The organism is Chryseobacterium artocarpi, assembly GCF_001684975.1.
Classification (GTDB): domain Bacteria; phylum Bacteroidota; class Bacteroidia; order Flavobacteriales; family Weeksellaceae; genus Chryseobacterium; species Chryseobacterium artocarpi.
The window spans coordinates 238256-261394 of record NZ_MAYH01000048.1 but is presented as its reverse complement, the minus strand read 5'-3'; the positions used below and the strand labels follow the sequence as shown (position 1 = coordinate 261394).

Below are 23139 nucleotides of genomic sequence, written 5' to 3'. Positions count from 1 at the left end.
GTTTGCAATTATTTGGGTTTATATTTTTGCTTCAGCTTTATTCTTACAGGCATCATAAAAATCTCATTTTTGGTGAGGGTTTTATTGAAAAGACCCTTTGTTTTCTGTAATCTGAAGACATTCCAAATCAATCCTGCACCAATTCCCAAAGCAAGGACGATTCCTACAAAGAATCCGATAACTTTACTTAGGATGATGCCTAAAACCATAGTGCCGGCAAATGAACCTCCGGCATAATAGATGTACTTTCCTTTTAAACCTTTGAATACAAGAGGCTTCTTAAGCCCCTTGTACAGAAAGAAACACTTTTCTTCCATAGTTTAAATTCCAAAGAATGCTTGAATCACCGTTGGCACCAGTAGTAAGAAAATACAGGCGCCACCCCAGCCAATAAGTTCTTTATTGACGTCCTGATCGCCATTGTTCCACTTGTTGTAAATTCTTACACCGCCAACAATTCCTACGATAGCGCCAATCATTTGAACCAGATTCGATACCGGTTCAACATATTCTTCTATATCCGATGTTGCAGATGATATTGCTCCGGCACCACCCGTTTGAGCAAAAAGCATATTTGTGACTAAAACAAAGGCTAAAGAAAAGAGAGCCTTTTTAATCGTTTGATGTTTATTGATAAGTTTGATATTATTTTTCATTTGATTTTTAAAAATTTAATTGAACAATTATTTAATTGCTTTGTTTTAAACCTTTCGGTTTGGCATAAAAAAATTCCAAAGCATCGTATTGATACTTTGGAATCGAAACAGATACGGCGATTTACCCGTATCACTAACTAAAAATGTTAGAAAACTAAACTTGATTTATAAAAGCTGTGACCGCTTTCAGAAGCCACTACGATATGTTTTGAAGCTTTTTCAAAGAAATTTCGAAACATCTCATCAGAAATTACTGTTGGAATTATTTCTTTTTCCGGAGATGCTTCTGAATTCTTGCTTCCTATCACTGAACTTAAGCTGGAAAGAAATGACTGACGTACTTCTTGCCCATCTTCTTCCTGTTGTTCCTTGACGTAAAAATTATCAATTTCTTGTTCCTCTTCATATTGATGGCGAGTAAAACTTTCATCATCATAATTGGATAATTCCGTTTCGTCATAATCATAAGAACTCGGTAGATTTAAATTCTCTACTTCATCTTCATTGATAGTGGTTAAAGAAGGAGGAATTTCTTCAATAATGTTTTCAAGACTGATGAGTTCCCCATCTTGTTCATTTTTACTTACAATCTGCTTTTTTATAAATAAGTCATAAACTACATTTCCGGTATAATATAAAAGATACAATAGACCAGTAATGATTAAGACTTTTCCCATTAATTATTATTTTTTTAAAATGTTTAAAAAATTTTCAAAATCTTCAGAATTTAAAACAAGATGTACTGCAAAACTCACAAATTCACTAACTGAAATTCCATCAGCACGTAAACTGACTAATTTTCTATAATGATGATCCTGTATTCTTATCATTCTACTTGTTTTTTTATTACTCTTATAGGAGTCAACAAATTGGTTAATAGTAGATAAAATTTTATCATCAAGTTCGTTTAGATTTTTTGCTTGTTTCTTTTCGTACTTACTTGTTTGTGGAGCTGAAGTTTTTTTGCTTTTAGTAGTCTTTCCTGAAATAGCTGTTTTATCGACAGGTAAATTTAGATTCTTCGCTAGTTCCTCTTTATCTTCATCGGTTGTGTAGCGATCTAAAATTCCCATAAATGATAGATTAATTCATCAAATGTCTCTTTAACAGCCAGCTTCTGCTCATAGGTCAGTCCTTTTGTGTTAATTCCTAACATGCATTTTCGAGTAAGAACTGAACTGCCAATTACTTTCCCAATCGTGTTAAATTCAGCATCCATTACAGGTTTCAATTCATAGCTATCGTCTTTACGCATATTATTTCTGATGAAATAAATTTTTGCCTTAACTTTTATTAGCTTAAGAAGGTTGAGAAACAGTACGGTAGACATCATTGTAACACTGGAGTACCCATACGGAATTATTATAGCATCACTGTATTGTAATACTTGGGTGTAATTGTTTTGGATATTTCCGGCGGTATCAAAAAGAATGACTTCTTCACTTTCTTTTAACTGCATTAGAATTTTTTCATTCTGCGTAAGGTGAATGTTTTCTTCTGAAATTTTTTCTACTTCATAAAGATTTGCTCCTTTTGAATCTTTGTCTTCTGACCATTGCCTGTAAAATGAACGCTGAAAATCAAAATCGATGACATTTACCTTTTTTTCGGTAAATAGAGAAAGATAGTTGGCAAATGCAATGGCCAAAGTAGTCTTTCCAACTCCGCCTTTTTGATTTGCAAACGTAATAATCATCTCTTCTTTTTCTTTTTTCTTCTTTTATTTTCTTGTTCTTCGTTGGATGGCTGAGGAGCTGCTGAATTGCCAAATAAGGAAGAACGTTTTAGCATTTCTTCTAAACTTGGTTGTTCCGCAGCTATTGAGCCACTTACAGTAGATTGCTGTCCTAAAATTTGAGGATTTAGTAATTGAGATAAATAAAAATCATGATAGTAATCTCCGACCAATTCTTTTACGGTAAAGATGACATTGTCTATTTTATTAATGATGTATGTCTCATTTGAGAAGCTGACGATTTTTATTTTGTCCTGCGAACTACCGCCTACTTTTCCTAAATTTAGGATGTAATCTATTGTTGAATTTCGTGTGTCCTTCCAGATATTATAATCAGTTTTTTTTGAATTTTTCAAAAAAATCATATAATCCTGGATTTCGCATTTGTACTCTTGTTCCAAATGCTTTTTGTAAACGTTTTTCGTTTCGATTGTCAAATTTGAATTGGTCAGAATGTCAAAGATCTTTTTGTCTAATACTTGGGAGCTGATAGTGAATAGGTCGCCCAATTTCATTATGTCACTGCCTTTGTAAATTGTATAGGTTTTGTGGTCGATGATGGAATAGCCAAATGGCACTTTATCATCCTTGAATGAAAGAACAACGTCAATCCCAAATTTTTTCTTCAGTTGGTATTGAAGTTCTGATTGGTAGGAGGTATGGTTTTTGTCCGAAACTCTGAAAATTGAGTTGGAATATACCTCTTTGTATTTTTTGAATAGAGCAAATATCTGTTTTTTTCTTTTTTCATCAAAACTTTTTTCGAAAAAATTTAAATCGCTGATATATAATTGCTTTACCAGAGTTCCATTTTTTGTAATATTTAATTGATCATTTTTCTTGTAAAAGCCATATCCACTGAGTTCTAATATACTTTGCAGTTGATGCATTGTACTATAGTTATAATCCATAATCTTTTCTAAGTTTTTAAGTACATCATTGCCGTACAATTCTTTGATAGTTTCCTGTAAAGCACTTTGACTTTTGTATTTTTCGAAGTCTCTTTCTATACGTTTTGATGTGTCTTTATGAACCCTTGTACTCACAATATGAACATGATTATTGGGCGTGTCATTATGAAAAACTACAATGTAAGGTTGTTCACCATAACCCATTTTTTCCATGAATTTATCCGCTGTCAACGCTAATTGTTCTTTAGAATAGCTTCTGCCCTGTGCAGAAATTGTAGCATGGAATTGTGGGTTTTTAACTCTCTGGTTATTTTTGGATATTGCCTTTAAATAATTTTTTACATCCTGAGTTCCTGATGATGAATTGATATGGGAGGGGAAATTTTTCATTTTTAAAAGCTCCCCTTTACCTTTTTCAATCTTCTTATCATTGTAAAGAACACCATTAAACTCTTGAGATGATCGATTTAAAATTTTTACAATCATTTTGCGAGCTCAGTATAGATTTTTTTGATAATTCGGTTTTGTTCAATTTTCAGGTTGTTGAGAATCTCAAGTTTTGAATTATACTCAGATAGGAGGGAAGAAGGAAAGTCTTTTTTTGAATTGATATATCTAGCAATCTGATTAATATTGTTTTCAATTTTTGCAAAGATATTCACCTGATTTTCTATGAAATTCATGATTTCTTTTCTATCATTGTCCAACAGTTTCCCTTCGACGCTGTTGATGATATAGTCTGAAAGATGAACATTAGAATTAGTGCAGTGCAGAAGCCATTTTTCTTTGGTATCTTGATGCAGCCTTAAAGTAATTCGTGCAGTCTTCGCTCTGCCGGAGGTTTTTAGATCTTTCATGTGGCAATTTTTTAACTAGTAAGCCAATCCCAATTAGAATTCGCATATGTAAATCAGCCAACGAGAAGAGTCTTCTCCAAATTAGATAATCAAAATTAGGTAAAATTTTTTTTTGAAAATTAGTGAATTACTAACTTCTATTTAACATCATTGTTTTTCTGCTCTTCTTTCTTCTTTTTGATAAAATCTTTTGGACGTATTCCATTAATTTCATAAAATAAATCTGAAAAATTCTGACGAGTGGCAATTCCACATTTTTCTGCTAATGCATCAAAAGTGAAATTAAGGTACTTTCGATCGGTGTTCAATAAGTTCGTTATGTAATCAATGCGAAGACCATTGAGGTAGTTTTTGAAATTTACGCCTTTTGTCTCATTAATGAACGTCGAAAGATATGTTGTATTAGTATTAAATTGTGCAGCAAGAAGATTTAATGTTAATCCAATAGTGGTAAATTCTTCCTTTTCCTCAAATTTTTTAAATTTTGAAACAAGATCATTATATATTTCCTGGCTAATGATTGATTGTTTTTCCTCGCTGAAAGTAGGTTCCTCTTTACTTTCAATGTGCCGCTTTTCAAGTTTTTTTTGAAGGGCATGATATTTTATAATCATCTGCTTATTCTTTTTATACTTGAAAATATATAACGTTAAAAATATTGCTGACAAGCATATAAAAAAGATTACCAATAACCAAGTGAAAAAGTTTTTTCTTTCCAAAACATCCCTTTTGTCCAGAAGTGATTTCGTATCATACTCCTTATGAATCCGAGAAGTCAAAAAGTTAAATTCCTTTCCTAATAGGCTATCTACAGATAGTAATTGCTTCGTATATAGCAGTTCCTTTTCCGTGTTCTTTTGCTTTCTGTAAAAATTTATAAGAATTTCATAGTTACTACGTGTTTCAGGGAGTATGAAATTCTGTTTGTTAAATATGGTGTCTACTTTTTTAAAGTAATTTAATGCTCTCTCTTTATCTCTATCGACTTTATAGTAACTTCTACCTAAATATGAATATATGAGTGAGAGTGTTGCGAAGTCATTAACTTTTAATATTTCCGGAATTGCTTTATTAAGTATATCGATTGCACCTTTGTAATTCTGATGATTATATTCCGAAATTCCCTTGCATTTTAAGAAGTAACTTTTTTCTAATCTAAATTCTTCTTTACCAACAATTTCTCTTAATCCGACATCTAAAAGACTATCAGCCACCGCATAGTTTTTAAGATTTCTATGACATATAATTAGTTGATGTAAGGTATTAAAATATCCTCGTTTATTATTAAATACTTCGTTTGGATGTAGCTTCTTTCCAGATTTATTACTAAAGAACTTAAGACACTCCTCAAAGTGATCTTTGGATTCTGAAAAGTATCCAAGATAGCTTTTTACCACTCCCATATGATAAATTACTTTGTATTTTAAATACTCATCATCTGTATTTTTTAAATGTTCATAGGCTTTTAAGTATTCATTCAATGCATCATCAAATTTCTTATAATTAAAATAATAGATGATACCCTTTCCTAAATATGCCAAACCAATAAGGTCATTGTCTCTAGACTTTAATGCAGCATAGATCATACTGTCTGAATAGATCAATTTTTTTTCTTCATTCTTAATAAAGAACACTGCATCTCGATAGCCCTGTGTCAAATGTTCAAAATCTTTCTCTTTTTTAGCTTTTCTGATGTATTTATTCACGAAAGGCATAGCCCTCTCATCATTTTTTAGAAGATTTTCATAAGTTTTTCGAATAGTTCCATAGTCTTGTCTTTCCTTTTCAAGTGCAGAGAGGAAAAGTGAAAAAAATAGAAAAATGACTGAAAATCCTTTAGGCATGGTTGTTAGCTATCGATTAAAATGCGCCAAATTTATGTAAAATATATAGAAAATGGCTTCTTTAACAATATTCTATCAAGATATTTAATTATTATTAAAAATAACTGATTATGAGCCACTTTAGTTATTTTTAGTTGTCGTGCTTTATAAATCACGACGTCTTGCTTTTTAAAGCCTGCCAACAATTGTTTGGTCGAACGTACTCAATGCCAATACCTTTGGTCTCAAGAATTCTAAGAAAAACCGGCCGGGATAATAATTAATAAATTTTGAAATTATGAAGAGAGTTATCCCATTTTTATGTCTTATTATGGGGCTAAGCATCCAAAGTTGCAGACAATCGGATGAGCAATTAGATGGCAATTTTGAATTATCTAAAGTTGCAAATGAAAGTAAGAGATCAGCTGATTCTACTAACCAAAAAGTAGATCTCGAGTTCGAGAAAGATCCTCCTGTTAAGGATGGACAAGACTGGAAACACTAAAATAAATGATAAAAAGATTCCCTATACCTCCAAGTATAATATCCAGCCAACGACGTTAGATCGGGTATAGGGAAATCTTCTAATAATTACGAAGAAGGTTATGAAGAGTGGACAGATTTTGAGTTTAAAGTTTTTAATTAAATACTTTTTTAACCATGAAAAAATCAATCTACCATCTTATGCCAACCATTACGGCGTACTTTTTTATTCTACTTTTTTGCTATGCGAGTGTTAGCAAACTTTTGGACTTTGAGAATTTCCAAGTTCAGATTGCACAATCACCCCTTTTAAGTGCTTATGCTGGATACATTTCTTATGCTGTAATTATCGCGGAACTATTTTTTGCATTACTTCTTGTAATTCCTTATTCTCGTCTTCTAGGACTTTATTGCTCTTTAGCAATAATGATATCGTTCACAATCTATATTTATCTTATTCTTAATTTCAGTGATTTCATACCTTGCTCCTGTGGTGGTATTCTCGAAAAATTGGGATGGACAGAGCATCTATTTTTTAATTTGGGTTGTATTCTGCTTGCATTAACAAGTATTCTTCTAGTTGAGTATGACAAAATGAAAAAGATACTTCATTATTCTTTAAATATTGTAGCCATAAGTATCGCCAGCACATCTGTCGTTGTTTATCTTTTTTATTCTTCAGAATATACTATAAAAAATGAAAATAATTTTACAAGAAGATATTTTCCAAATGCTCTTTTTGAAGACAACCGTGTTTCTTTAGATCATCAGTTCTATTATTTTGCGGGTAATAATTCAGACAGTATATTTCTTGGGGATATAACCTCGCCGCTCCAAATTAAAATTATAGGATCGGATTTAAGAAAAGTGGAGAATCTAAAAGTTGGTCTGGATTCCTATGATTATTCTTTTAAGAGGTTAAGATTGACCGTAAAAGATAACTATTATTATTTTTCAGATGGAAGCGTTCCTATCATCTATATGGGGAGATTTAATCAATCTTCTGCAAAAACTGTAAGTTATAGACAGGTTTATTTTAATCAATTTATTCCTATAGATAGTACCCGATTTGTATTTAGAACAATCAGTGCAAAAACAAAGTCTTTTACCCTGGGAATCCAGAAGTATGATTCTAGAGAAAAAGCGGTTATGCATCCGGAAATCATAACAAAGCAGGCTGATGGTATTTTTGATTCTGACGGAAACTTAATTAGTTCTCGACAAAATGCTTATTTAATCTATACTTATATTTATCGGAATCAGTTTATTCTGATGGATGAAAATCTAAACATTTTAAGCACACAAAATACAATTGATACTACATCAGTAGCCAAAATCCAGACAAAAACTTTAGCAGATGGAAGAACAAAAATGAATGCACCTCCATTTAAAGTCAATAAACTTCAAGCATCTGTAAACAAATTACTTTTAAATCAATCTGATTTAATCGGAAAGAATGAATCCGAGAAACGTTGGAAATCCTCTTGGGCTATTGATATATATAACTTCGAAAAAAAACAATATATCGCTAGTTTTTATATCCCTCATAACAAAGGTGAAAAATTGACAGGTCTGTTGGCTACCAAAGATAGAATTTATGTTTTAACCAGTTCCGAACTAATTTCTTACCGTTACCGAAATAATCTTTCAAGTATTATAAATAAATAGGGGAAGCCGAAAACCTATTAGAGTAGGCACATCAATAAACATTTTTATCATGAAAAAGTTCATTATGCCGGCAGTCGTTATGTTAATGGCTACGGGAGCTGCTTTTGCAGCAAAAAAAACTGATAGCAGCAAAGCTGTTGTATCAGGTTACAGATTTGGAAATGCAGGCGAGCCTGCGTGTGTGATCACACCTAAAAGCTGTGAAACAAGTGGAAACATAGTTTGTACTTACAATGGTCAGCAATTACATCAACTGGAAGATTCAATGTGCGGGGATGAGTTGTTTGAAATTGTTACCAACCCTTAAGTAAATGGGAAAGGATGCCTCGGCATCCTTTCTTTTTTTATTATTAATTGATCATTAAAACTTAGATTTACTCATTTGCCTTTTGATCCATTCTACGTCTGTTTTATCTTTCAAAAAGTAATTCAGCCATTCCATCGAACGGCGGTGCATATCTTCTTTTTGCCATGTTTCTCTACCTAAATCATGCCCAACATCAGGGTAGAATAAGGCAATCACATCTTTGGAGTTTCTTTTCAATCCAATATAAAACTCCTGAACTTGCTCCCAAAAAATATTCTCGTCTTTCTTTCCTGCCCAAAGCAAAATTGGAACATCAACATTTTCAACGTAGTGAATCGGATTATTCTTGAAATATAGATCTTTGTTCTCTGAAAATGGTGGCATCTGATACTGTCCTGATTCAAATTGAAAATAGAAAGGACTGTTGAAATTTCTGTTGTATGAAAAATAAGACCTGACAATATCGCTGTTCCCAGCACCTGATATGTACGTTGCAAATCGATTGGAATGCGTTGCAATAAAATTTGTACTGTATCCGCCATGAGAATGTCCAATTAATGCAACCTTTGAAAAGTTTATGTTTTTATTGCCCTGAATAGAATCCATTGCCGTGTTGACACAATTCAAAGCACCATATCCTGTACCCTCATTTCCGTACGCTATGTCTGGCTCGAAAACAAAATATCCACTTTCAAGTAATGCTCTTTTGTCAAATGCAACATAACTGGCGTTACCACTTACCATATACTCATTGGTTTTGTACCGTTGTATCTGATAAATTTTAACAACCATCGGATATTTTTTTTCAGAATTAAAGTATGCAGGATAATATAAAGTTCCCTGCAAATCCCTTCCAGTGCTATTTTTATATCTGATAATTTCTGATTTCAGAGTGGAAGCTAAATGATCATTGGGATTAGACTGAAAAATCTTTTTTTTCTCTTCTTTTCTTGTTTGGATAAATAAACTGGTTGGAAAATTGTGATTTTCTTCAAGATAAATGTATTGATCTAATGAAGGATTCCAGACAAAGTCTGTAATTCTATTTTTAGTTATTGGTATGATATGCTTTATTTTCCCTTTTATCAATACATCATAATTGACTTCATTATTATAAAAATCATAATTCCTAATCAGCAGTGGCTTATTAGGATTGATTGTGTGCATCGCAAAGTAATACTCGTTGAACTGTCGATCTGCATCACCATTTAAGATTTTGGTCTCCAAACTGTTTTCTACCGCTTCTAATGATGAAAGTTTTTTTAATGTAATATCATAACGACATAGACCTTCCTTGCTGTCAAAATAAATGTGCTGATTATCCGGTGTGAAAAACGGTGTTTTGAGGTTTTCACGGTTAATTTTTATTGTGGACATCGTTTTTAAATCCCATAAATTCCAGTATTTATGATCATCACTTCCCATGATATAACGACCCTCTGAATTGTATATTATTTCTGGTGACTTATAATTTATGCCTGTGCAAGTACTTAAGATTATTTCTTTTTTTGTAGAAATGCTGTAAAGCTTTAATTGTACTGTTGGAATCTGTTCCGTATAATTATGCCTAAGATTAGGATCATATTTTAATAGGTAATTCGAATTATTAAAAGCAACAAAAACTTCATCAGGTGTCGATTCCAGTTTTTCCAATCTGTTATTATCAGCATCCCAAATGAAAAATATCTTATTCAATTTTCCTTTGTATATTGATTTTATATTGGATTCGTTCCCATACCATATCTCTGGCGATGTACGATCAGGTAAAATTTTTTTGCGGGTCTGAATGAGATACGATTCTTTACTTATCGCAGATATTTCAATTTCATCAAAATCTCTTATGATTGCACTGACTCGAATTTTTGAAAGATGATTTGTCTTGAGATTGACAGCATCTAAATCTGACGTCGTCGAACGAGTTCGTATTAAAATATATTGCTTATCACTGCTAAAAACTACTGACTCAACTTTTTTTTCTGTAGTATAAATTGTTTTGAGATCCGATGGAGTAATCTTTATGAGGTTCGACTGCCCCGAGGTATACTGATTGGCGATAAAACCATTATTGTCAATTGCTTGAAAACTATGAATCCCATCAAGTTGGTAAATTATCTTACTGTCTTTTGTGCAAATCAACAGATGACCATCTTTTTGAAGAATGGCATAAAGCATATGCTCCCCATTCATCTTCAGGGTAGAGGTCTGAATAACATTTTCATATTTTTTCAAAGACATTGACTTCAAATCATAATATTCTGCATTTCCATTCCCAAATGCAAGCAGATGATCCTCATTTATAAATTTAAAATCGGTCATCTTATAAAGATTTAAAACTGGCTTTTGATTACTTGCACGGCTGAAAACAAGCGTGCTGTCACTATTTTTATAATACCATTTCCTCAGCACCATCCATTTAAGATTTTCAGAATTTCCCACAATACTTACGGAATAATGTAAGTCATTGTTCCTATTCGTTGGATTTATATTGATATTGGGTGAATCACTATATGCTGCAGAAATATAATAGAACCCCTGCAGCAGTATTAAGATTACAATCAACAGATGTCTAATAACCTTCATTCTGAGGATTTAGATTGTTGTTCAACAGTAATTCCTTTTGCGGTATCGGCCAAGAGGCATGGTAACTTTTAAAGTTAGGCTTTACCAAAATTAGAGTACCTAATAATCCCCTTCTTTTTAAAGTCATAAAACGAAGCCCCATTTCTGCAAAAAACTCCTTTCTATTTTCTGACAGGATTTCGGCTAAGAGCGTTTCTTTTGTTATTGTTCCTGATAAACCTACTAAACCCGCCCTTTGCCGTGTGGCATTAATAAACGGAAGTGTTTCGGTCAGTTTATTCTGTTGTGCGAGCGCTTCCGCAAGTAGTAAATACACTTCCTCCAGTCTGAATACGATGGAGTATTCGGTACTGTTATTACTGATAACCTTGTATTTGGATGAACGGTACTTCGTAGTCTGATTAAAGCTTACAGGAGTGATCCATTGCGATTTTCTTAAGTCACCGGAAGTAAAACTGTTGACCAATTCTAATGATAGCGAATAGACAGAAGGTGCAGCGTTCGCAAAATAATACAGTGTCGCCTCTTTCGTCGGATCGACAGCATTTTTTGGTTTTAACTGAAATAAAATATGTTTTCCGCTTTTAAGAAATACTTTAGAAAGGTCAGATTCAAATTGATAAAGGGGACTTGTTACGATGCCTCTTAATAAAATTTCAGCGTCATTCCATTTATTTTCGGACATCAGAATCTTTGCTAAAAGAAATTCTGCGGCCTTCCGATTGACCACAATTCTTTCCGATTCCCTATACTGGTCGGATAACAGCGGAATAGCTTCTTTAAGATCATCCTCAAGTCTTTGCAATGCAGCAGCTGCCGTTATTTTTGATATATTTCGGTTGATTTCATAATCCGTTGAGATCGGATAAGGAATATTGCCAAAAGTCTGCTGAAGATAAAACAAGACCAACGACCTGATAAAAAGAGCTTCACCTTTGATTCTCTGCTTCTCAGCGCCACTGATCGACGTTGTGGAAGCCATTCCTTCTAAAATAGTATTGGCCTGATATACTTTTTGATACGCAGATGTCCAGTAAGCGTAGACTGCCACATTATCATCGATCTGCATATTCTGATAAAGGTCATACTCTGCATTAACCACAGAGGATGCATAACTTTCAAGATCATCAGTATAGATTCCTAAAAGCGCACCTGAGCCTCTTGCACCACCTGCTACAGGTGAATCTTCCCAAAGTCCGGCATACAATCCTGCAAGCGCTGCGTTGGCAGTCTGTACATCTTGAAATACAAGCTGGGTACTGATCTGGTTCGAAGGGATGTCGACTTCCACGAGATTTTCACATGAGGAAACTACAAGCAGAAGGCCCGACATCAAAAATAATTTATATTTCAAATATATTGTTTTCATTATAACACTATTAAAAGTTAATTTGTGCGCCAAAGGAATAGGTTCTTAGCGGTGGAAGGTATCCTGCGGTTACAAACTCAGGATCAATCCCGTAATAGTTGGTGATGGTCAAAAGGTTTTGCCCCTGCAAATAAATTTTAACACTTCTGAGAACATCTGATTGTAACGGAATGGAATAGCCTATCTGCAGGTTTTTTAAGCGTATGAACGAAGCATCAGAAATTGATTCCGTACTGCTTTGGAAATAGGTGTGCAGTGCTGATTTTGTTCCGTTAGCACCGGTAGTATAGGGCATATAAGCGCCATTGGGATTGGTCGCTGACCAAACGTTCAATACTTCTAATGGTTGATTGCTCTGGCTTCCTGCAATAAGCATATTCCGGTTATAGTTGAAGTTATCCTGCTTGACAAACTGGAAAAGAAAGGACATATCCCAGTTTTTATATCTGATAGTATTGCTCCAGCCTCCAAAATACTGCACATCAATGTTGCCGATTATCTGATTGTCGTTAGGTGAAGATATTTTACCATCACCGTTAAAATCTTTGAAACGGTATAATCCTGTAGCAGGATCAATGCCTTCATACTGGTATAGTTTTACGATGGATGTTGATTCCCCGATTACATACCGGTTGGCATAAGTAGATCCTTGCAGTCCCGGAAAAGAAAGCAGCTTATTTTTTGGAAAACTGATGTTAAAGTCTGTTTGCCACATGAAATCCCTTCCGGATAACGGTTTTGCGCTCAATTCAAATTCAAAACCACGGTTTTCAACAGTTGCATCCAGGTTTGCCAGTACAGAACTGAAGCCTGTTACTGTGGGAAGCTGGATCCCTACCAATTGGTTGGAAGAACGGTTTCTGTACCATGCGCCCGTGAAATTGATTCTGTTTTTTAGAAAGCTTAATTCCAAAGCAGTCTCAAGTTTGGTCGTTTTCTCCCAGCTATAATCAGGATTAAATAATCTTGCAGGGAGTAACCCGGTCACATTATTATAGATTAAAGTAGAGGTCGTGTAATTATCAAGAAATTGATAATCCCCGATATTATCACTGCCTGCGGTTCCGAAACTCCCCCTCAATTTTGCAAAGCTTAACCATCCGGAATCTTTTAAAAAATTCTCATTCGAAATGATCCATGCAGCGCCAACCGCTCCGAAATTTACAAATCTCTTTTGGGGACCGAATCGGCTGCTGCCATCTCTGCGACCCGTCACATTGATAAAGTATTTTTTATCGAACTGGTAGTTGATCCTGCCGAACAATGCGGCATATCGGTATTCACTGTTGATCTGGTCACCAACCGTTCTGGTTTTCGCTGCGCTGATGTTTGTCATAAAGAGATTGCTGTCGAATCCTACGCCTACCAATGATCCTGACCGATTGGTCTCATTCTGAATGCTTGTTCCGGCAAGCAAAGTTATTTCGTGCTTTGTCTTTTTTAAACTCCATTCTACCTGAGGTTCCAGAATATAGGAGAATCGGTTTTGATTATTCTTTGATGTACGCGAGTAAGCGCTCGACTGCCCTGTGGCGGTTGCCGGATTGTAAATGGTATTGGGCTGTAATGCCCATTCTTCAAAGGTATTGTAATTGATACCGCCATTCAGTTTCAGCTTTAGATGGTTGATAATCTCATATTCTGTATTGATGTTGGTTATAAATTGCAAATTATCATTGGAATAAGTACTGTTGTACATAGCTACAGGATTGGTGTAGGTATTGTTTTCCCAGTTCAGACTTCCGTCAGCGTTATACAGCTGGGGAGAATTCGGTGCCAGCAGGTAAGCCTGCCTTGAAATATCCTGTCTGACCAGATTATTGTCGATCTTGGAGAATATATTTGATACATTCAACTGAAACCTGTTGTCCTTTGAACGGTGGCTGATATTACTATTAAGAGTATTCGTGCGATACCTGAAATCATCTCTGAATACGGTTGTTTGTTCTGAATGTCCGAGACTCAGCAAAAATGACGTTGTCTCACTACCTCCGCTCAATGAGAACTGGGTACTGTAGGAAGAAGCCGTATTGCCCATCAGTACTTTTGACCAATCGGTATCCCGGCTTTGATCCCATACTCCGTTGATATCGTAGGCATTTGCAGGGTAATTTGAGATACCATCATTCAAATAGGCCTGACGTCTCATGTCGAGGTATTGTACGGTGTTCATCATTTTCATTTTTGATGCCACACGGCTGAGTCCATAATTGGTCGTAATGTTGAAAGCCAGTCTTTTATTTTTGCCATGTTTTGTGGTGACCAGCACTACTCCATTAGCACCACGGGAACCGTAGATAGCTGTAGCATCCGCATCTTTCAGGATCTCTATACTTTCTATATCATTAGGATTGATACTATTCAACGGATTGATATTCTTTGTTGGAAGTATTGATGCACTGTACAGTGAGGTCATAGAACCTCCTACAGGAACACCATCGATCACATACAATGGCTGATTGCCGTCTATCTCCGAATTGGAGAGATTTCTTAAACTGTTGCGACCTCGTATTTGCACATCAAATCCACCTCCAGGAACTCCTGAATTTTGTGTTATCGACACACCAGCCATTCTCCCTTGAGCGGCAGATAAAACATTAGTCACAGGTTGGTTTTCAATATCTTTAGCAGAAACCTTAGCAATACTCCCAGTACTTTCTCTTTCTTTAACTTTATAGTAACCTGCATTTAAAACAACTTCCTCGATGCTTTGTTCCTTTTGATCTAGCTTAAGATTGATGACTGTTTTGCCATTTGCAGTAATTTTCTTTTCAGCATATTGTGGATGCCGAAAAAGTAGAGTAGAATTTTCTCCTGTTATTTCTAATTGATAAATGCCTTTTGAATTGGTTAAGGTAACTTGATCACTACCTTCCTGAGATACAACGACTCCCGAAAGTGGTGATTGATTCTCTCCGACAGTAACAGTTCCCGTCACTGTCTTGGTTTGTGCCTTAATATTGCCACATACTGCGGTTAATATGAACACAAGACCAATGCCTCCTATGTTAGAATAGGATTTTTTCATAGTTTTGTATGGGTTTTTTAATTAAACTCTTCAATAATTGAGGCTCCTTTCCCTGAATGTTTTAGTCGGCAGATAGGGTAGGGGCTTTTTAATTATTTACTGATTATTCTTCATTTCTTTTTTATTATTACTTCTGGATTCAGGTATTTGAAAACAAAACTTTCGCAGTGCCTCTTGGTAAAGGATTTCGCTTAAAAAACCGCAAGGCACTTGAAAGCCATTTAATATGAATGAAATTATGTCCCGTGAAAGCTATAAAGCCGCAATGAGTTGTACACCTCACTGTATCGTATAATCTGATACTATGTTTTTGAAGGTGCTTAGATTGTAGAAAATAAGGACTGCATTAGAAAAAAGACGGCATGGGAACTCTACATTATCAGCTATTGAGGTACTGGTATACCCTGCACACAGATAAGAGAGCCCACGCCTAGGTCGTGAGCTTAATACTTATCGTCTTGCGTGCGTAAAATTACCAGTTTTCAATAGCAAGATTCTAAGCAATAGCTTCTATTATTCTTTGAAGTATCGCAAAGTTACATTTATTGTAACCTATTTTACAAATATAATAAAAAATTCGCAATAGTAAAGCATATGCTTTACTATTTATTTTTAAATAATATCAAAATTGCCATATGGCAAAGTTAACTGACGAAGATAAAATCCTAAGAACAAAAATAATTCTAAGACTGAAGGAATTAAGACAGAGCGTAACTAATAATCAAACCGAATTTGCAAATGATATCGGATTAGACAAACAGTTAATAAATAGCTGGGAAAGCCTAAATAACGAAAGAGGAGTATCAATTTATAGCATTAACAAAATATGTATTGCTTTAAACATTTCTTTAAAAGAATTTTTTGACAGTCCCATTTTCATTAATGAACCTACCATTAAGTAAAGCAAGGATTTTCTTTTATTTACCAATTGCTTTATAATAACGATCGGAACATTGTTGGAGGACTTCTTCTGTCTCTTTATATTCTTTTTTCGTCTTATCAAACTCGTTTTGAGTTTTGTTGTAGTTTTTTGTCGTATTATAAAGACTTACTGATAAGATAAGAACCGCAATAGTTGAAATAATACTGTAGATTTTTAATGCTTTCATAGATGTGCTTTTTGTAAATATAAGAATTTTATCGCATCGGAGGAGGAGGTAGTGACTTGCTTGGAAGATAATTGTTAATCTGATTTTGATTAGCTATTTCCTTTTCTGTCTTTTTGAAATCAATCTGAAATGCTTCAGTTCTTTGCGAATCTTCCTGTTTGTAGATTTTATCTTCAAGCGAATCTATAATTTTATTAAAATCAGAATCCATAAAAGGTTTAATAAAACATATTTTGTCTTCCTTACCATTTACTTTAAAACTTATAAAATTCCTGCTACCAGCGTAGCCTTGATTTAGATCTAATGATTTTTTGATAACATAATTTTCTAATTTTTTACTAGCTAAAGTATTTATCTGGTCTATCTCGCTTTGACTCAATTTATATTTGTAAAATACATTATCTCTTTGTCTATCTAAATAAACCAATAAAACTCCATCTTTATCTAAAGTAGAGAAGGCATTTATTTTTAGCTCATTATTTGACCTTTCGTCGTAGCTTATAAGCTTAAGATCAGTAATTTTTTTCTGACAGCTAACAAATACGACTTGTATTAATAGCAAGAAGAGAAACTTTTTTTTCATAGTTATTTTTTAATAATCTTTTTTCAATTTTTTTTTATTTATCCTTTCATCCACAAGATCTTGAAAATCTTTTATTCTTTTAGGAGATTTATACATAGCAAAATCCATTAGGTGAGGAATAGATAGAGTCTTGACTTTTTCATCTTTGGTATATTCCAGTGCTTTTTTTCTTAACTCTATAAAAAATTCATTAATATATTGGTCATCCTTACTGTTTGGCTTTCTTAATAACACCATAAAAGTGTATGGATGTGTAACATCATACTTTTTTGCGAATTCTTTAGCTTCTTCAGCAGAGATCCATAAATGATAACCTACCATTTCCCAGCCATAGCCAACATGAAGGGTTGCTCTATTACCTTTTTGTGAGTCATCTCCAAATTCTTTTGCCATTATAACCGTTAAAGAATCTTTATATGAAACCCCGATTACCCTATCTCTGTAAAAGCCATATTTATCAACGGTTTCCTGATACTCTTTGTCAGATATTTTGATCTTAAAGTTCTTGTCGAGGTATTTGTAAGGATATTCTGCATAATTGATGTCTTCATTTTGCGCATAACATTTGCTACTGAATGCAATCGTTATAAAAAATAGAGGAAAAAATTTCATTCTTTTTAATTTAACAAATTGGAGTATTTGAATTACAAATATCCGGTAAAAGTTCTTCTAACCAGAGTGTAATAGCATAATCACTTTCTAGCATTGATACACATAACGGAAGCCAGCCCTTCTTTATTTGACATCATAAATTTACAATTAAATTAAGGGGAAAAAATTTTTAATTGCTTATGAGTATATGAATTTCGTCTCAAAAATAGTTGCAAGTTCCCACGTATAAAAATCGTAATTTTGTTTTATAGTATGTTAATTTTAGTAAGAAATTAAAGATGGTAGACTTAGAAAACAAAACAAAAGATGATTGTTTATCTCTGATGTTATCCGTTCGGGACGCCCTTGATGTAGTTAATGGTAAATGGAAATTGCTAATTATTATCTCATTAAGTAATGGTAATAAAAGATTTAGAGAAATCGAACGTAGTATCCCTAAAATTTCTTCAAAGGTTTTAGCTAAAGAACTAAAAGACTTGGAAGAGCACCAATTAATCAAAAGAACCGTGTATGATGATAGTGCTTTTTTGGTAGAATATACCCCTACAGAATATGTACAATCTTTAGAAGGGGTTATTTTAGAATTATATAAATGGGGAAAAAATCATAGAGCAAAAATCATAGATAGTTACTCGAAGTAATGAATCAAATTTAAATTAGTGATCTAGACTATTTGGTCACTATTTTTTTTCTTTTAAAAATGATGACAAGTTGCTGAATTTAAATGCAATTCCAACCACCAGAAGAAGTAAACCAGCTATAAATAATGCGACTGAAGTTGAATAGTGTTGAGAAACAATACCAAGAAGTGCAGGTCCAACCAGCATGCCAGTATATCCTAATGTTGTAACTACCGAAATTGCAGTTGATATATTTACATTTTTAATACTAGCCGCTACACTGAAAAATACAGGAACTATGTTTGCTCCTCCGATTCCTATTAAAACGAATCCTAATAATGATAATGGGATAGATGGTGATAGTATTGCCATTAGATATCCAATAAATACTATTATACTCCCATAAAAAACTACAGAGCCCTGGTCAAACTTTGAGAGTATTTTGTCTCCAATTAGTCTCATTGCTGCCATCGCAATTGAAAAACATGCAAAGCCGATTCCTGCAAATTTTTCATTTATACCTTTTGTATCTCGTAATAATAATGCACCCCAATCCAATAAAGCTCCCTCTGAAGAAAAACCGATAAAGCACATCATTCCGACTATTAATAGAACCGGATTCAACCAACCTCCTTTCTTTTTTAATCGGCTTTCAGTAAATTCTTGTTCAGATTTTTGTATATTTTTTTCTTCACTTTTACTCAAAAGTGTCTTATACTGGGAAAATACAATTAGTAAAATTATGATTGAAATGATAACCGCACTGTAAATAGTAGGAATATTTATTTTCATAATAAAGCCAAACAAAATTGGTCCCAGCAATCCTCCTATACTATATAATCCATGAAGTGCAGACATAATAGGCTTCTTTAATTTTTTCTCTATTAAAGCTCCATGTGCGTTCATTGCAACGTCAATCATTCCAATACCAGATCCAAAAAGAAACAGACAAATTGACATTGAAGTCCAATTCTTAATAATCATCAAAAAAGGCAAACTGAGTGAAATCAGAACCGATGCAGCACTAATAGCTGTCCTACATCCAAATTTTTGAATAAACCAATCTGTGATTGGCATTGCTACAATGGCTCCGAATCCCAGAAACAACATTAGCAATCCCAGTTCACTATCTATTAAACTAAGACGGTCTTTAGCTAGGGGTATCATTGGTGCCCAACTTGATAACGCTATTCCGCAAGCTAAAAAAATGAGTTGTGTTGCCCTTTTTGATTCTTTCATTTAGTTTCTTTATGCAGTTGGATAGTCGATATAACCATAATCTCCACCTTTATAAAAGGTTTCTTCATCGCCTACAGCTAAAGGTAAATTGTTTTTAAAACGATTAACTAAGTCAGGATTTGATATAAATGGTCTTCCAAATGCTACTAGATCTGCCAAGCCATTTTCAATAGCTATTTCAGCAGATTCCTTAGTGTAATCACCTGCTAACATAACCAAATTTTTAAATCTTGCTCTTACATCTCGAATAAAATCCTCAGTTATGCTCTGTTTCCCGTTTATGGTAAATCCAGAAAGATGAACATATAATAATCCAATGGTATTTAAATTATCAATAAGGTATTGATATGTTTCTAATTCTTCACTGTAAGGTGCCATTTCATTAACTCCTGCAAAGGGAGAAAGTCTTATTCCTGTTCTTTCTGGTCCTATTTCTTTCGCTGTTCTCTCAGCAATTTCAAGTAGAAAACGAGTTCTGTTTTTTACACTTCCACCAAATTTATCTTTTCTTAAATTAGTATGTGGATTTAAAAACTGCTCAGTAAGAAAACCATGAGCTCCATGTATTTCAACACCATCATAACCCAACTCAATTGCTGTCTTTGCGGCATCAACGAATGAGTCAATCAAATTTTCAGCATCTTCAGTTGACAATTCTATCGGTTCTGGCATTTCTAAATGTTCACCGGTAGGGATCTTGATTAATCCACTTGCCTTAATAGGGCTTGGAGCAACAAGTTCAGCATTGTCTTTATGGTTAAAATGATGTCCTACACGACCACTGTGGACTAGCTGCATAAATATTTTGCCTTCCTTTTCATGAACAGTTTCAACTATTTTTTTTAACGCTTCCTTTTGCTCTTCATTAAACATTGCAGGAGCGTCCAAATATCCAACTCCATTTTGAGAAACTGCAACATTTTCTGTTATGATTAAACCAGCAGAAGCTCTTTGTCCATAATATATTGCTACTGAAGCAGAAGGTGTACCTTGAGGAGATCTTCTTCTACTCATTGGAGCCATTACAATTCTATTGTTTAATGTAAATGCTGGCGTTTTTAAAGGCGTAAATATTTTAAGATTATTATCCATAATTTTTTAATTTAAATATTGTTATTGGCTGATTGCTAATTGTGATTCTTTTTTTCTTTCTACCAATGATCTCAGTAGTATCATTAGTAAAGCTAATATTCCTAAGCCTAGAGTAACCCAAGGAGTAAACTCAACACCCATTGATGCTATAACCCATCCCCCTAAACTTGTTCCTAAAACTACTCCCAGATTTCCAAAAGAAATTTGGAGACTGTTAGCAAATTCCATTGCATCTGGTGCGGCAGAAATCATATATGCGGTTGCAACCAGAAAACAAGGAGCATACATAAAGCCCCAAAAAGCAATAAGAATTGTTGTGCCAACTGTGAATTCGCCCGTAAATTGTAACAATATGGGAATAACTATTGTTCCAGATAAAAAGAAAATTGTAGTTTTTGTAATACCCTTACTAAGCATTTTTCCAGCAATGAAACTTGCAATTACTCCAAGTATACCAAATAGAAAAAGCATATAGCTAACAGTTGTAGGATCCATTTTCTTAGCTTTGTTTAAGTATTCTGCAAAATAACTATAAGTTGCAAACCAAGCGCCTATTTTAAATAGGTTCATCAATGTACTAATAATGAAGGTAGGTCTCTTTAAAATAATGAGCTGGCTTCCAAAACTTTTTCGTTCTCTTTTTTCCATCTTGGGCAGCCCAATATAAATTGATATCATGGCAATTAAGCTGACAACAGCTCCAATAAAGTACGAATATTCATATGAAAATTTGCTGGCAATCCATGATGCCAATGGTACTGCTGTAACCATTGCGATAGAAACTCCACTAAAAACAATTCCCATCATTTCATTTTTATTTTTTTTATCGCTAAAAGAAACTGCTACCGATACTGCGGTTGCCATATATGCTGGTTGTAAAAAAGCAGGCAGCATCCTTAACAACATAAGAGCCCAAAATGGCGGAGCTAAAGCAGATAAGATATTCGATACCAAAAATAATAGCATTGAATAAAGCATTAGTTTTTTTTGATTAAAAGATGATGTGAATAAAGTAACAATTGGGCCTGTGAATGCAATTACTAAAGAAAAGCCACTAAGTAAAGTCCCAGCTTTTTCAATTGAAATTTTATAATGCTCAGCTATTTGAGGAAGTACACCAATAATCCCAAATTCTGTAGTCATTACTCCCAATACTCCAATGGCTCCTATATAAGCAATCCTTTTCATATTATCCTTATCTTTGTAAAAATTAAGGTGCAAAATTACAAGTAAAGCCTTTTTTTCACAATTATCAAGCTAATTGTATGTAACAAACAAATTTGTATGTAATGGGTAAAAGAAAGCTGGAATCAACTAATATGATCAACGAAAGGCATCTGGATGAATGCGATTTATCCTATGCTCTTCGGAAGTTAGGGGGAAGATGGAAAATTCTTATTCTTGGTAAATTAGAGAATAAAACCTTACGATTTAAAGAATTAAAAGAGAGAGTTGGTAACATTACTGAAAGAATGCTAATTCTACAATTAAAAGAGTTGGAGGCAGATGGTCTTGTGACAAGAACTGCTCATCCAGTTGTTCCGCCTAGAGTTGATTATGAGTTAACACAACTCGCAATTGATTCTATACCTATTTGGAGACTGTTGGAGGTTTGGGGTGCACAACACAGGAATGAAACAGGAAACAGCCTTCCTTATCCTAAAGAAGTAGGATCTTGTGATTAATACAAAAAAAAGTGGATAGACTTAACGGTCTATCCACTTTTTAAATACAGGAACTTTTTCTCTACTTATTATTATCTCTTGTTCTTTATTTGATTTTATAATTATTTTAAGTTTACTGACTGAATAGTTAACTATTTTATCTATACTGTCAATATGTATAATGCACCTTCTGTTTGCGCGAAAAAAAATTGTTGGATCCAATTGAGTTTCTACATCGTCCATTGTCATATTTAGATAGATATTAGTACCGTCATTCAAGTGAATATAAGTCTTCGAATCTTCCAAAGTGATAAAATGAATGTTTGCAGTTTGGATTGTCTTTATTTCATCTTGAAAATTTATGATAAATCTGTTTCTGTAAACTAATTGTTTACTATTGATTTGTTCCAATAAACTCTTGATAAGGCTGTTGGTATCAGATGATTGGATTCTATTTTTGATTCTTTCAACGGCATTTGATAGATCAGTTTTATCTACAGGCTTCAAAATATAATCTAATCCATTTACTTTAAAAGCTTGAACAGCATATTCATCATATGCAGAAACGAAGATGACTGGACAGGTAATTTTTACTTGTGAAAAGATTTCAAAGCTTAGTCCATCTCCTAACCGAATATCCATAAATATAGCATCGACATCAGTATTTTTTTTTAGATAATTTACACTTTCTTTAATAGTTCCTAATTCTTTTTCGACTACAATGCTAGAATCAATTTCTGAAAGCATTTTTTTTAATTTAATAATATTAAATTTTTCGTCTTCAATGATTATAACTTTCATAA

24 protein-coding genes are annotated in these 23139 nt (G+C 33.7%); 6 read left to right on the top strand and 18 right to left on the bottom strand.

Annotation, left to right across the window (positions count from 1 at the left end):
• Positions 1–8: 8 nt before the first annotated feature.
• From BBI01_RS18975 to BBI01_RS18940, 8 genes are all read right to left on the bottom strand, one after another.
• Positions 9–317 (bottom strand): DUF4133 domain-containing protein, encoded by a 309-nt coding sequence (locus BBI01_RS18975; protein ID WP_065396213.1) that lies wholly within the window; start codon positions 315–317, stop codon positions 9–11.
• 3 nt (positions 318–320) lie between these two features.
• On the bottom strand, positions 321–656 hold the full coding sequence (locus BBI01_RS18970; RefSeq protein ID WP_065396212.1) for a DUF4134 domain-containing protein: 336 nt from the start codon (positions 654–656) through the stop codon (positions 321–323).
• Between the two features lie 146 nt (positions 657–802).
• Positions 803–1333 carry a hypothetical protein gene (locus BBI01_RS18965; RefSeq protein WP_065396211.1) on the bottom strand — a complete coding sequence of 177 codons (531 nt, stop codon included), beginning with the start codon at positions 1331–1333 and terminating at the stop codon, positions 803–805.
• Positions 1334–1339: 6 nt separating this feature from the next.
• Entirely contained in the window at positions 1340–1729 is a 390-nt protein-coding gene (locus BBI01_RS18960; RefSeq protein ID WP_065396210.1) for a hypothetical protein, read from the bottom strand.
• Complete coding sequence (locus BBI01_RS18955; protein ID WP_065396209.1) at positions 1717–2352, bottom strand: ParA family protein; 636 nt, start codon at positions 2350–2352, stop codon at positions 1717–1719. The genes BBI01_RS18960 and BBI01_RS18955 overlap by 13 nt, the downstream gene beginning before the upstream one ends.
• A complete protein-coding gene (locus BBI01_RS18950) occupies positions 2349–3788 on the bottom strand; it encodes a relaxase/mobilization nuclease domain-containing protein (RefSeq protein WP_065396208.1) in 1440 nt (479 codons plus the stop codon). The genes BBI01_RS18955 and BBI01_RS18950 overlap by 4 nt, the downstream gene beginning before the upstream one ends.
• Positions 3785–4159, bottom strand: coding sequence for a hypothetical protein (locus BBI01_RS18945; RefSeq protein ID WP_065396207.1), 375 nt, complete (start codon positions 4157–4159; stop codon positions 3785–3787). Before BBI01_RS18945 ends, BBI01_RS18950 begins: the two co-directional genes overlap by 4 nt.
• 137 nt (positions 4160–4296) lie before the next feature.
• The gene (locus BBI01_RS18940) at positions 4297–6003 is read right to left on the bottom strand and encodes a helix-turn-helix domain-containing protein (RefSeq protein WP_065396206.1); all 1707 of its coding nucleotides are present in this window, start codon (positions 6001–6003) and stop codon (positions 4297–4299) included.
• A 277-nt stretch (positions 6004–6280) separates the two neighbouring features.
• Between BBI01_RS18940 and BBI01_RS18935 the strand changes: the two genes are divergently transcribed.
• The 3 genes from BBI01_RS18935 to BBI01_RS18925 all read left to right on the top strand — a co-directional run bounded on the left by BBI01_RS18935 (position 6281) and on the right by BBI01_RS18925 (position 8440).
• Positions 6281–6487 (top strand): hypothetical protein, encoded by a 207-nt coding sequence (locus tag BBI01_RS18935; protein ID WP_065396205.1) that lies wholly within the window; start codon positions 6281–6283, stop codon positions 6485–6487.
• A 155-nt stretch (positions 6488–6642) separates the two neighbouring features.
• Positions 6643–8133, top strand: a complete 1491-nt coding sequence (locus tag BBI01_RS18930) for a DoxX family protein (RefSeq protein WP_123862177.1) — start codon at positions 6643–6645, stop codon at positions 8131–8133.
• Between the two features lie 49 nt (positions 8134–8182).
• On the top strand, positions 8183–8440 hold the full coding sequence (locus BBI01_RS18925) for a DUF6520 family protein (protein WP_065396204.1): 258 nt from the start codon (positions 8183–8185) through the stop codon (positions 8438–8440).
• 54 nt (positions 8441–8494) lie between these two features.
• Here BBI01_RS18925 and BBI01_RS18920 read toward each other — a convergent pair whose 3' ends face one another.
• Genes BBI01_RS18920 through BBI01_RS18910 form a run of 3 tightly spaced genes read right to left on the bottom strand, consistent with a single transcriptional unit; the run spans position 8495 to position 15417 of the window.
• A complete protein-coding gene (locus BBI01_RS18920; RefSeq protein ID WP_065396203.1) occupies positions 8495–11020 on the bottom strand; it encodes an alpha/beta hydrolase family protein in 2526 nt (841 codons plus the stop codon).
• On the bottom strand, positions 11007–12353 hold the full coding sequence (locus tag BBI01_RS18915; RefSeq protein ID WP_228394039.1) for a RagB/SusD family nutrient uptake outer membrane protein: 1347 nt from the start codon (positions 12351–12353) through the stop codon (positions 11007–11009). The genes BBI01_RS18920 and BBI01_RS18915 overlap by 14 nt, the downstream gene beginning before the upstream one ends.
• A 46-nt stretch (positions 12354–12399) precedes the next feature.
• Positions 12400–15417, bottom strand: a complete 3018-nt coding sequence (locus BBI01_RS18910) for a SusC/RagA family TonB-linked outer membrane protein (RefSeq protein ID WP_065396201.1) — start codon at positions 15415–15417, stop codon at positions 12400–12402.
• 635 nt (positions 15418–16052) lie between these two features.
• On the opposite strand from BBI01_RS18910, the gene BBI01_RS18905 reads away from it, so the two are divergent.
• Positions 16053–16319, top strand: coding sequence for a helix-turn-helix domain-containing protein (locus tag BBI01_RS18905; RefSeq protein WP_065396200.1), 267 nt, complete (start codon positions 16053–16055; stop codon positions 16317–16319).
• Positions 16320–16334: 15 nt separating this feature from the next.
• Here BBI01_RS18905 and BBI01_RS18900 read toward each other — a convergent pair whose 3' ends face one another.
• From BBI01_RS18900 to BBI01_RS18890, 3 genes are read right to left on the bottom strand one after another with little or no spacing between them, the layout of a single operon-like run.
• The gene (locus tag BBI01_RS18900) at positions 16335–16526 is read right to left on the bottom strand and encodes a hypothetical protein (protein WP_065396199.1); all 192 of its coding nucleotides are present in this window, start codon (positions 16524–16526) and stop codon (positions 16335–16337) included.
• Positions 16527–16554: 28 nt separating this feature from the next.
• Positions 16555–17109 (bottom strand): hypothetical protein, encoded by a 555-nt coding sequence (locus BBI01_RS18895; RefSeq protein ID WP_065396198.1) that lies wholly within the window; start codon positions 17107–17109, stop codon positions 16555–16557.
• A gap of 9 nt (positions 17110–17118) precedes the next feature.
• Positions 17119–17721 (bottom strand): hypothetical protein, encoded by a 603-nt coding sequence (locus BBI01_RS18890; RefSeq protein WP_065396197.1) that lies wholly within the window; start codon positions 17719–17721, stop codon positions 17119–17121.
• Positions 17722–17999: 278 nt separating this feature from the next.
• On the opposite strand from BBI01_RS18890, the gene BBI01_RS18885 reads away from it, so the two are divergent.
• Positions 18000–18362 (top strand): winged helix-turn-helix transcriptional regulator, encoded by a 363-nt coding sequence (locus BBI01_RS18885; protein ID WP_065396196.1) that lies wholly within the window; start codon positions 18000–18002, stop codon positions 18360–18362.
• A 39-nt stretch (positions 18363–18401) separates the two neighbouring features.
• On the opposite strand, the gene BBI01_RS18880 is transcribed toward BBI01_RS18885, so the two are convergent.
• Genes BBI01_RS18880 through BBI01_RS18870 form a run of 3 tightly spaced genes read right to left on the bottom strand, consistent with a single transcriptional unit; the run spans position 18402 to position 21860 of the window.
• Positions 18402–19580 carry an MFS transporter gene (locus BBI01_RS18880; protein WP_065396195.1) on the bottom strand — a complete coding sequence of 393 codons (1179 nt, stop codon included), beginning with the start codon at positions 19578–19580 and terminating at the stop codon, positions 18402–18404.
• 9 nt (positions 19581–19589) lie between these two features.
• Positions 19590–20672, bottom strand: coding sequence for an alkene reductase (locus BBI01_RS18875; protein WP_065396194.1), 1083 nt, complete (start codon positions 20670–20672; stop codon positions 19590–19592).
• A gap of 21 nt (positions 20673–20693) precedes the next feature.
• A complete protein-coding gene (locus tag BBI01_RS18870) occupies positions 20694–21860 on the bottom strand; it encodes an MFS transporter (protein ID WP_065396193.1) in 1167 nt (388 codons plus the stop codon).
• A 101-nt stretch (positions 21861–21961) separates the two neighbouring features.
• On the opposite strand from BBI01_RS18870, the gene BBI01_RS18865 reads away from it, so the two are divergent.
• Entirely contained in the window at positions 21962–22357 is a 396-nt protein-coding gene (locus BBI01_RS18865) for a winged helix-turn-helix transcriptional regulator (RefSeq protein WP_065396192.1), read from the top strand.
• A 21-nt stretch (positions 22358–22378) separates the two neighbouring features.
• Here the strand turns inward: BBI01_RS18865 and BBI01_RS18860 are convergent, their stop codons facing one another.
• The gene (locus BBI01_RS18860) at positions 22379–23137 is read right to left on the bottom strand and encodes a LytR/AlgR family response regulator transcription factor (RefSeq protein WP_065396191.1); all 759 of its coding nucleotides are present in this window, start codon (positions 23135–23137) and stop codon (positions 22379–22381) included.
• Positions 23138–23139: the final 2 nt, after the last annotated feature.

Bases quoted from the DNA above. Each gene is read 5' to 3' on its own strand.
- BBI01_RS18975 (WP_065396213.1), bottom strand. From the start codon at position 317: ATGGAAGAAAAGTGTTTCTTTCTGTACAAGGGGCTTAAGAAGCCTCTT.
- BBI01_RS18970 (WP_065396212.1), bottom strand. From the start codon at position 656: ATGAAAAATAATATCAAACTTATCAATAAACATCAAACGATTAAAAAG.
- BBI01_RS18965 (WP_065396211.1), bottom strand. From the start codon at position 1,333: ATGGGAAAAGTCTTAATCATTACTGGTCTATTGTATCTTTTATATTAT.
- BBI01_RS18960 (WP_065396210.1), bottom strand. From the start codon at position 1,729: ATGGGAATTTTAGATCGCTACACAACCGATGAAGATAAAGAGGAACTA.
- BBI01_RS18955 (WP_065396209.1), bottom strand. From the start codon at position 2,352: ATGATTATTACGTTTGCAAATCAAAAAGGCGGAGTTGGAAAGACTACT.
- BBI01_RS18950 (WP_065396208.1), bottom strand. From the start codon at position 3,788: ATGATTGTAAAAATTTTAAATCGATCATCTCAAGAGTTTAATGGTGTT.
- BBI01_RS18945 (WP_065396207.1), bottom strand. From the start codon at position 4,159: ATGAAAGATCTAAAAACCTCCGGCAGAGCGAAGACTGCACGAATTACT.
- BBI01_RS18940 (WP_065396206.1), bottom strand. From the start codon at position 6,003: ATGCCTAAAGGATTTTCAGTCATTTTTCTATTTTTTTCACTTTTCCTC.
- BBI01_RS18935 (WP_065396205.1), top strand. From the start codon at position 6,281: ATGAAGAGAGTTATCCCATTTTTATGTCTTATTATGGGGCTAAGCATC.
- BBI01_RS18930 (WP_123862177.1), top strand. From the start codon at position 6,643: ATGAAAAAATCAATCTACCATCTTATGCCAACCATTACGGCGTACTTT.
- BBI01_RS18925 (WP_065396204.1), top strand. From the start codon at position 8,183: ATGAAAAAGTTCATTATGCCGGCAGTCGTTATGTTAATGGCTACGGGA.
- BBI01_RS18920 (WP_065396203.1), bottom strand. From the start codon at position 11,020: ATGAAGGTTATTAGACATCTGTTGATTGTAATCTTAATACTGCTGCAG.
- BBI01_RS18915 (WP_228394039.1), bottom strand. From the start codon at position 12,353: ATGTCGGGCCTTCTGCTTGTAGTTTCCTCATGTGAAAATCTCGTGGAA.
- BBI01_RS18910 (WP_065396201.1), bottom strand. From the start codon at position 15,417: ATGAAAAAATCCTATTCTAACATAGGAGGCATTGGTCTTGTGTTCATA.
- BBI01_RS18905 (WP_065396200.1), top strand. From the start codon at position 16,053: ATGGCAAAGTTAACTGACGAAGATAAAATCCTAAGAACAAAAATAATT.
- BBI01_RS18900 (WP_065396199.1), bottom strand. From the start codon at position 16,526: ATGAAAGCATTAAAAATCTACAGTATTATTTCAACTATTGCGGTTCTT.
- BBI01_RS18895 (WP_065396198.1), bottom strand. From the start codon at position 17,109: ATGAAAAAAAAGTTTCTCTTCTTGCTATTAATACAAGTCGTATTTGTT.
- BBI01_RS18890 (WP_065396197.1), bottom strand. From the start codon at position 17,721: ATGAAATTTTTTCCTCTATTTTTTATAACGATTGCATTCAGTAGCAAA.
- BBI01_RS18885 (WP_065396196.1), top strand. From the start codon at position 18,000: ATGGTAGACTTAGAAAACAAAACAAAAGATGATTGTTTATCTCTGATG.
- BBI01_RS18880 (WP_065396195.1), bottom strand. From the start codon at position 19,580: ATGAAAGAATCAAAAAGGGCAACACAACTCATTTTTTTAGCTTGCGGA.
- BBI01_RS18875 (WP_065396194.1), bottom strand. From the start codon at position 20,672: ATGGATAATAATCTTAAAATATTTACGCCTTTAAAAACGCCAGCATTT.
- BBI01_RS18870 (WP_065396193.1), bottom strand. From the start codon at position 21,860: ATGAAAAGGATTGCTTATATAGGAGCCATTGGAGTATTGGGAGTAATG.
- BBI01_RS18865 (WP_065396192.1), top strand. From the start codon at position 21,962: ATGGGTAAAAGAAAGCTGGAATCAACTAATATGATCAACGAAAGGCAT.
- BBI01_RS18860 (WP_065396191.1), bottom strand. From the start codon at position 23,137: ATGAAAGTTATAATCATTGAAGACGAAAAATTTAATATTATTAAATTA.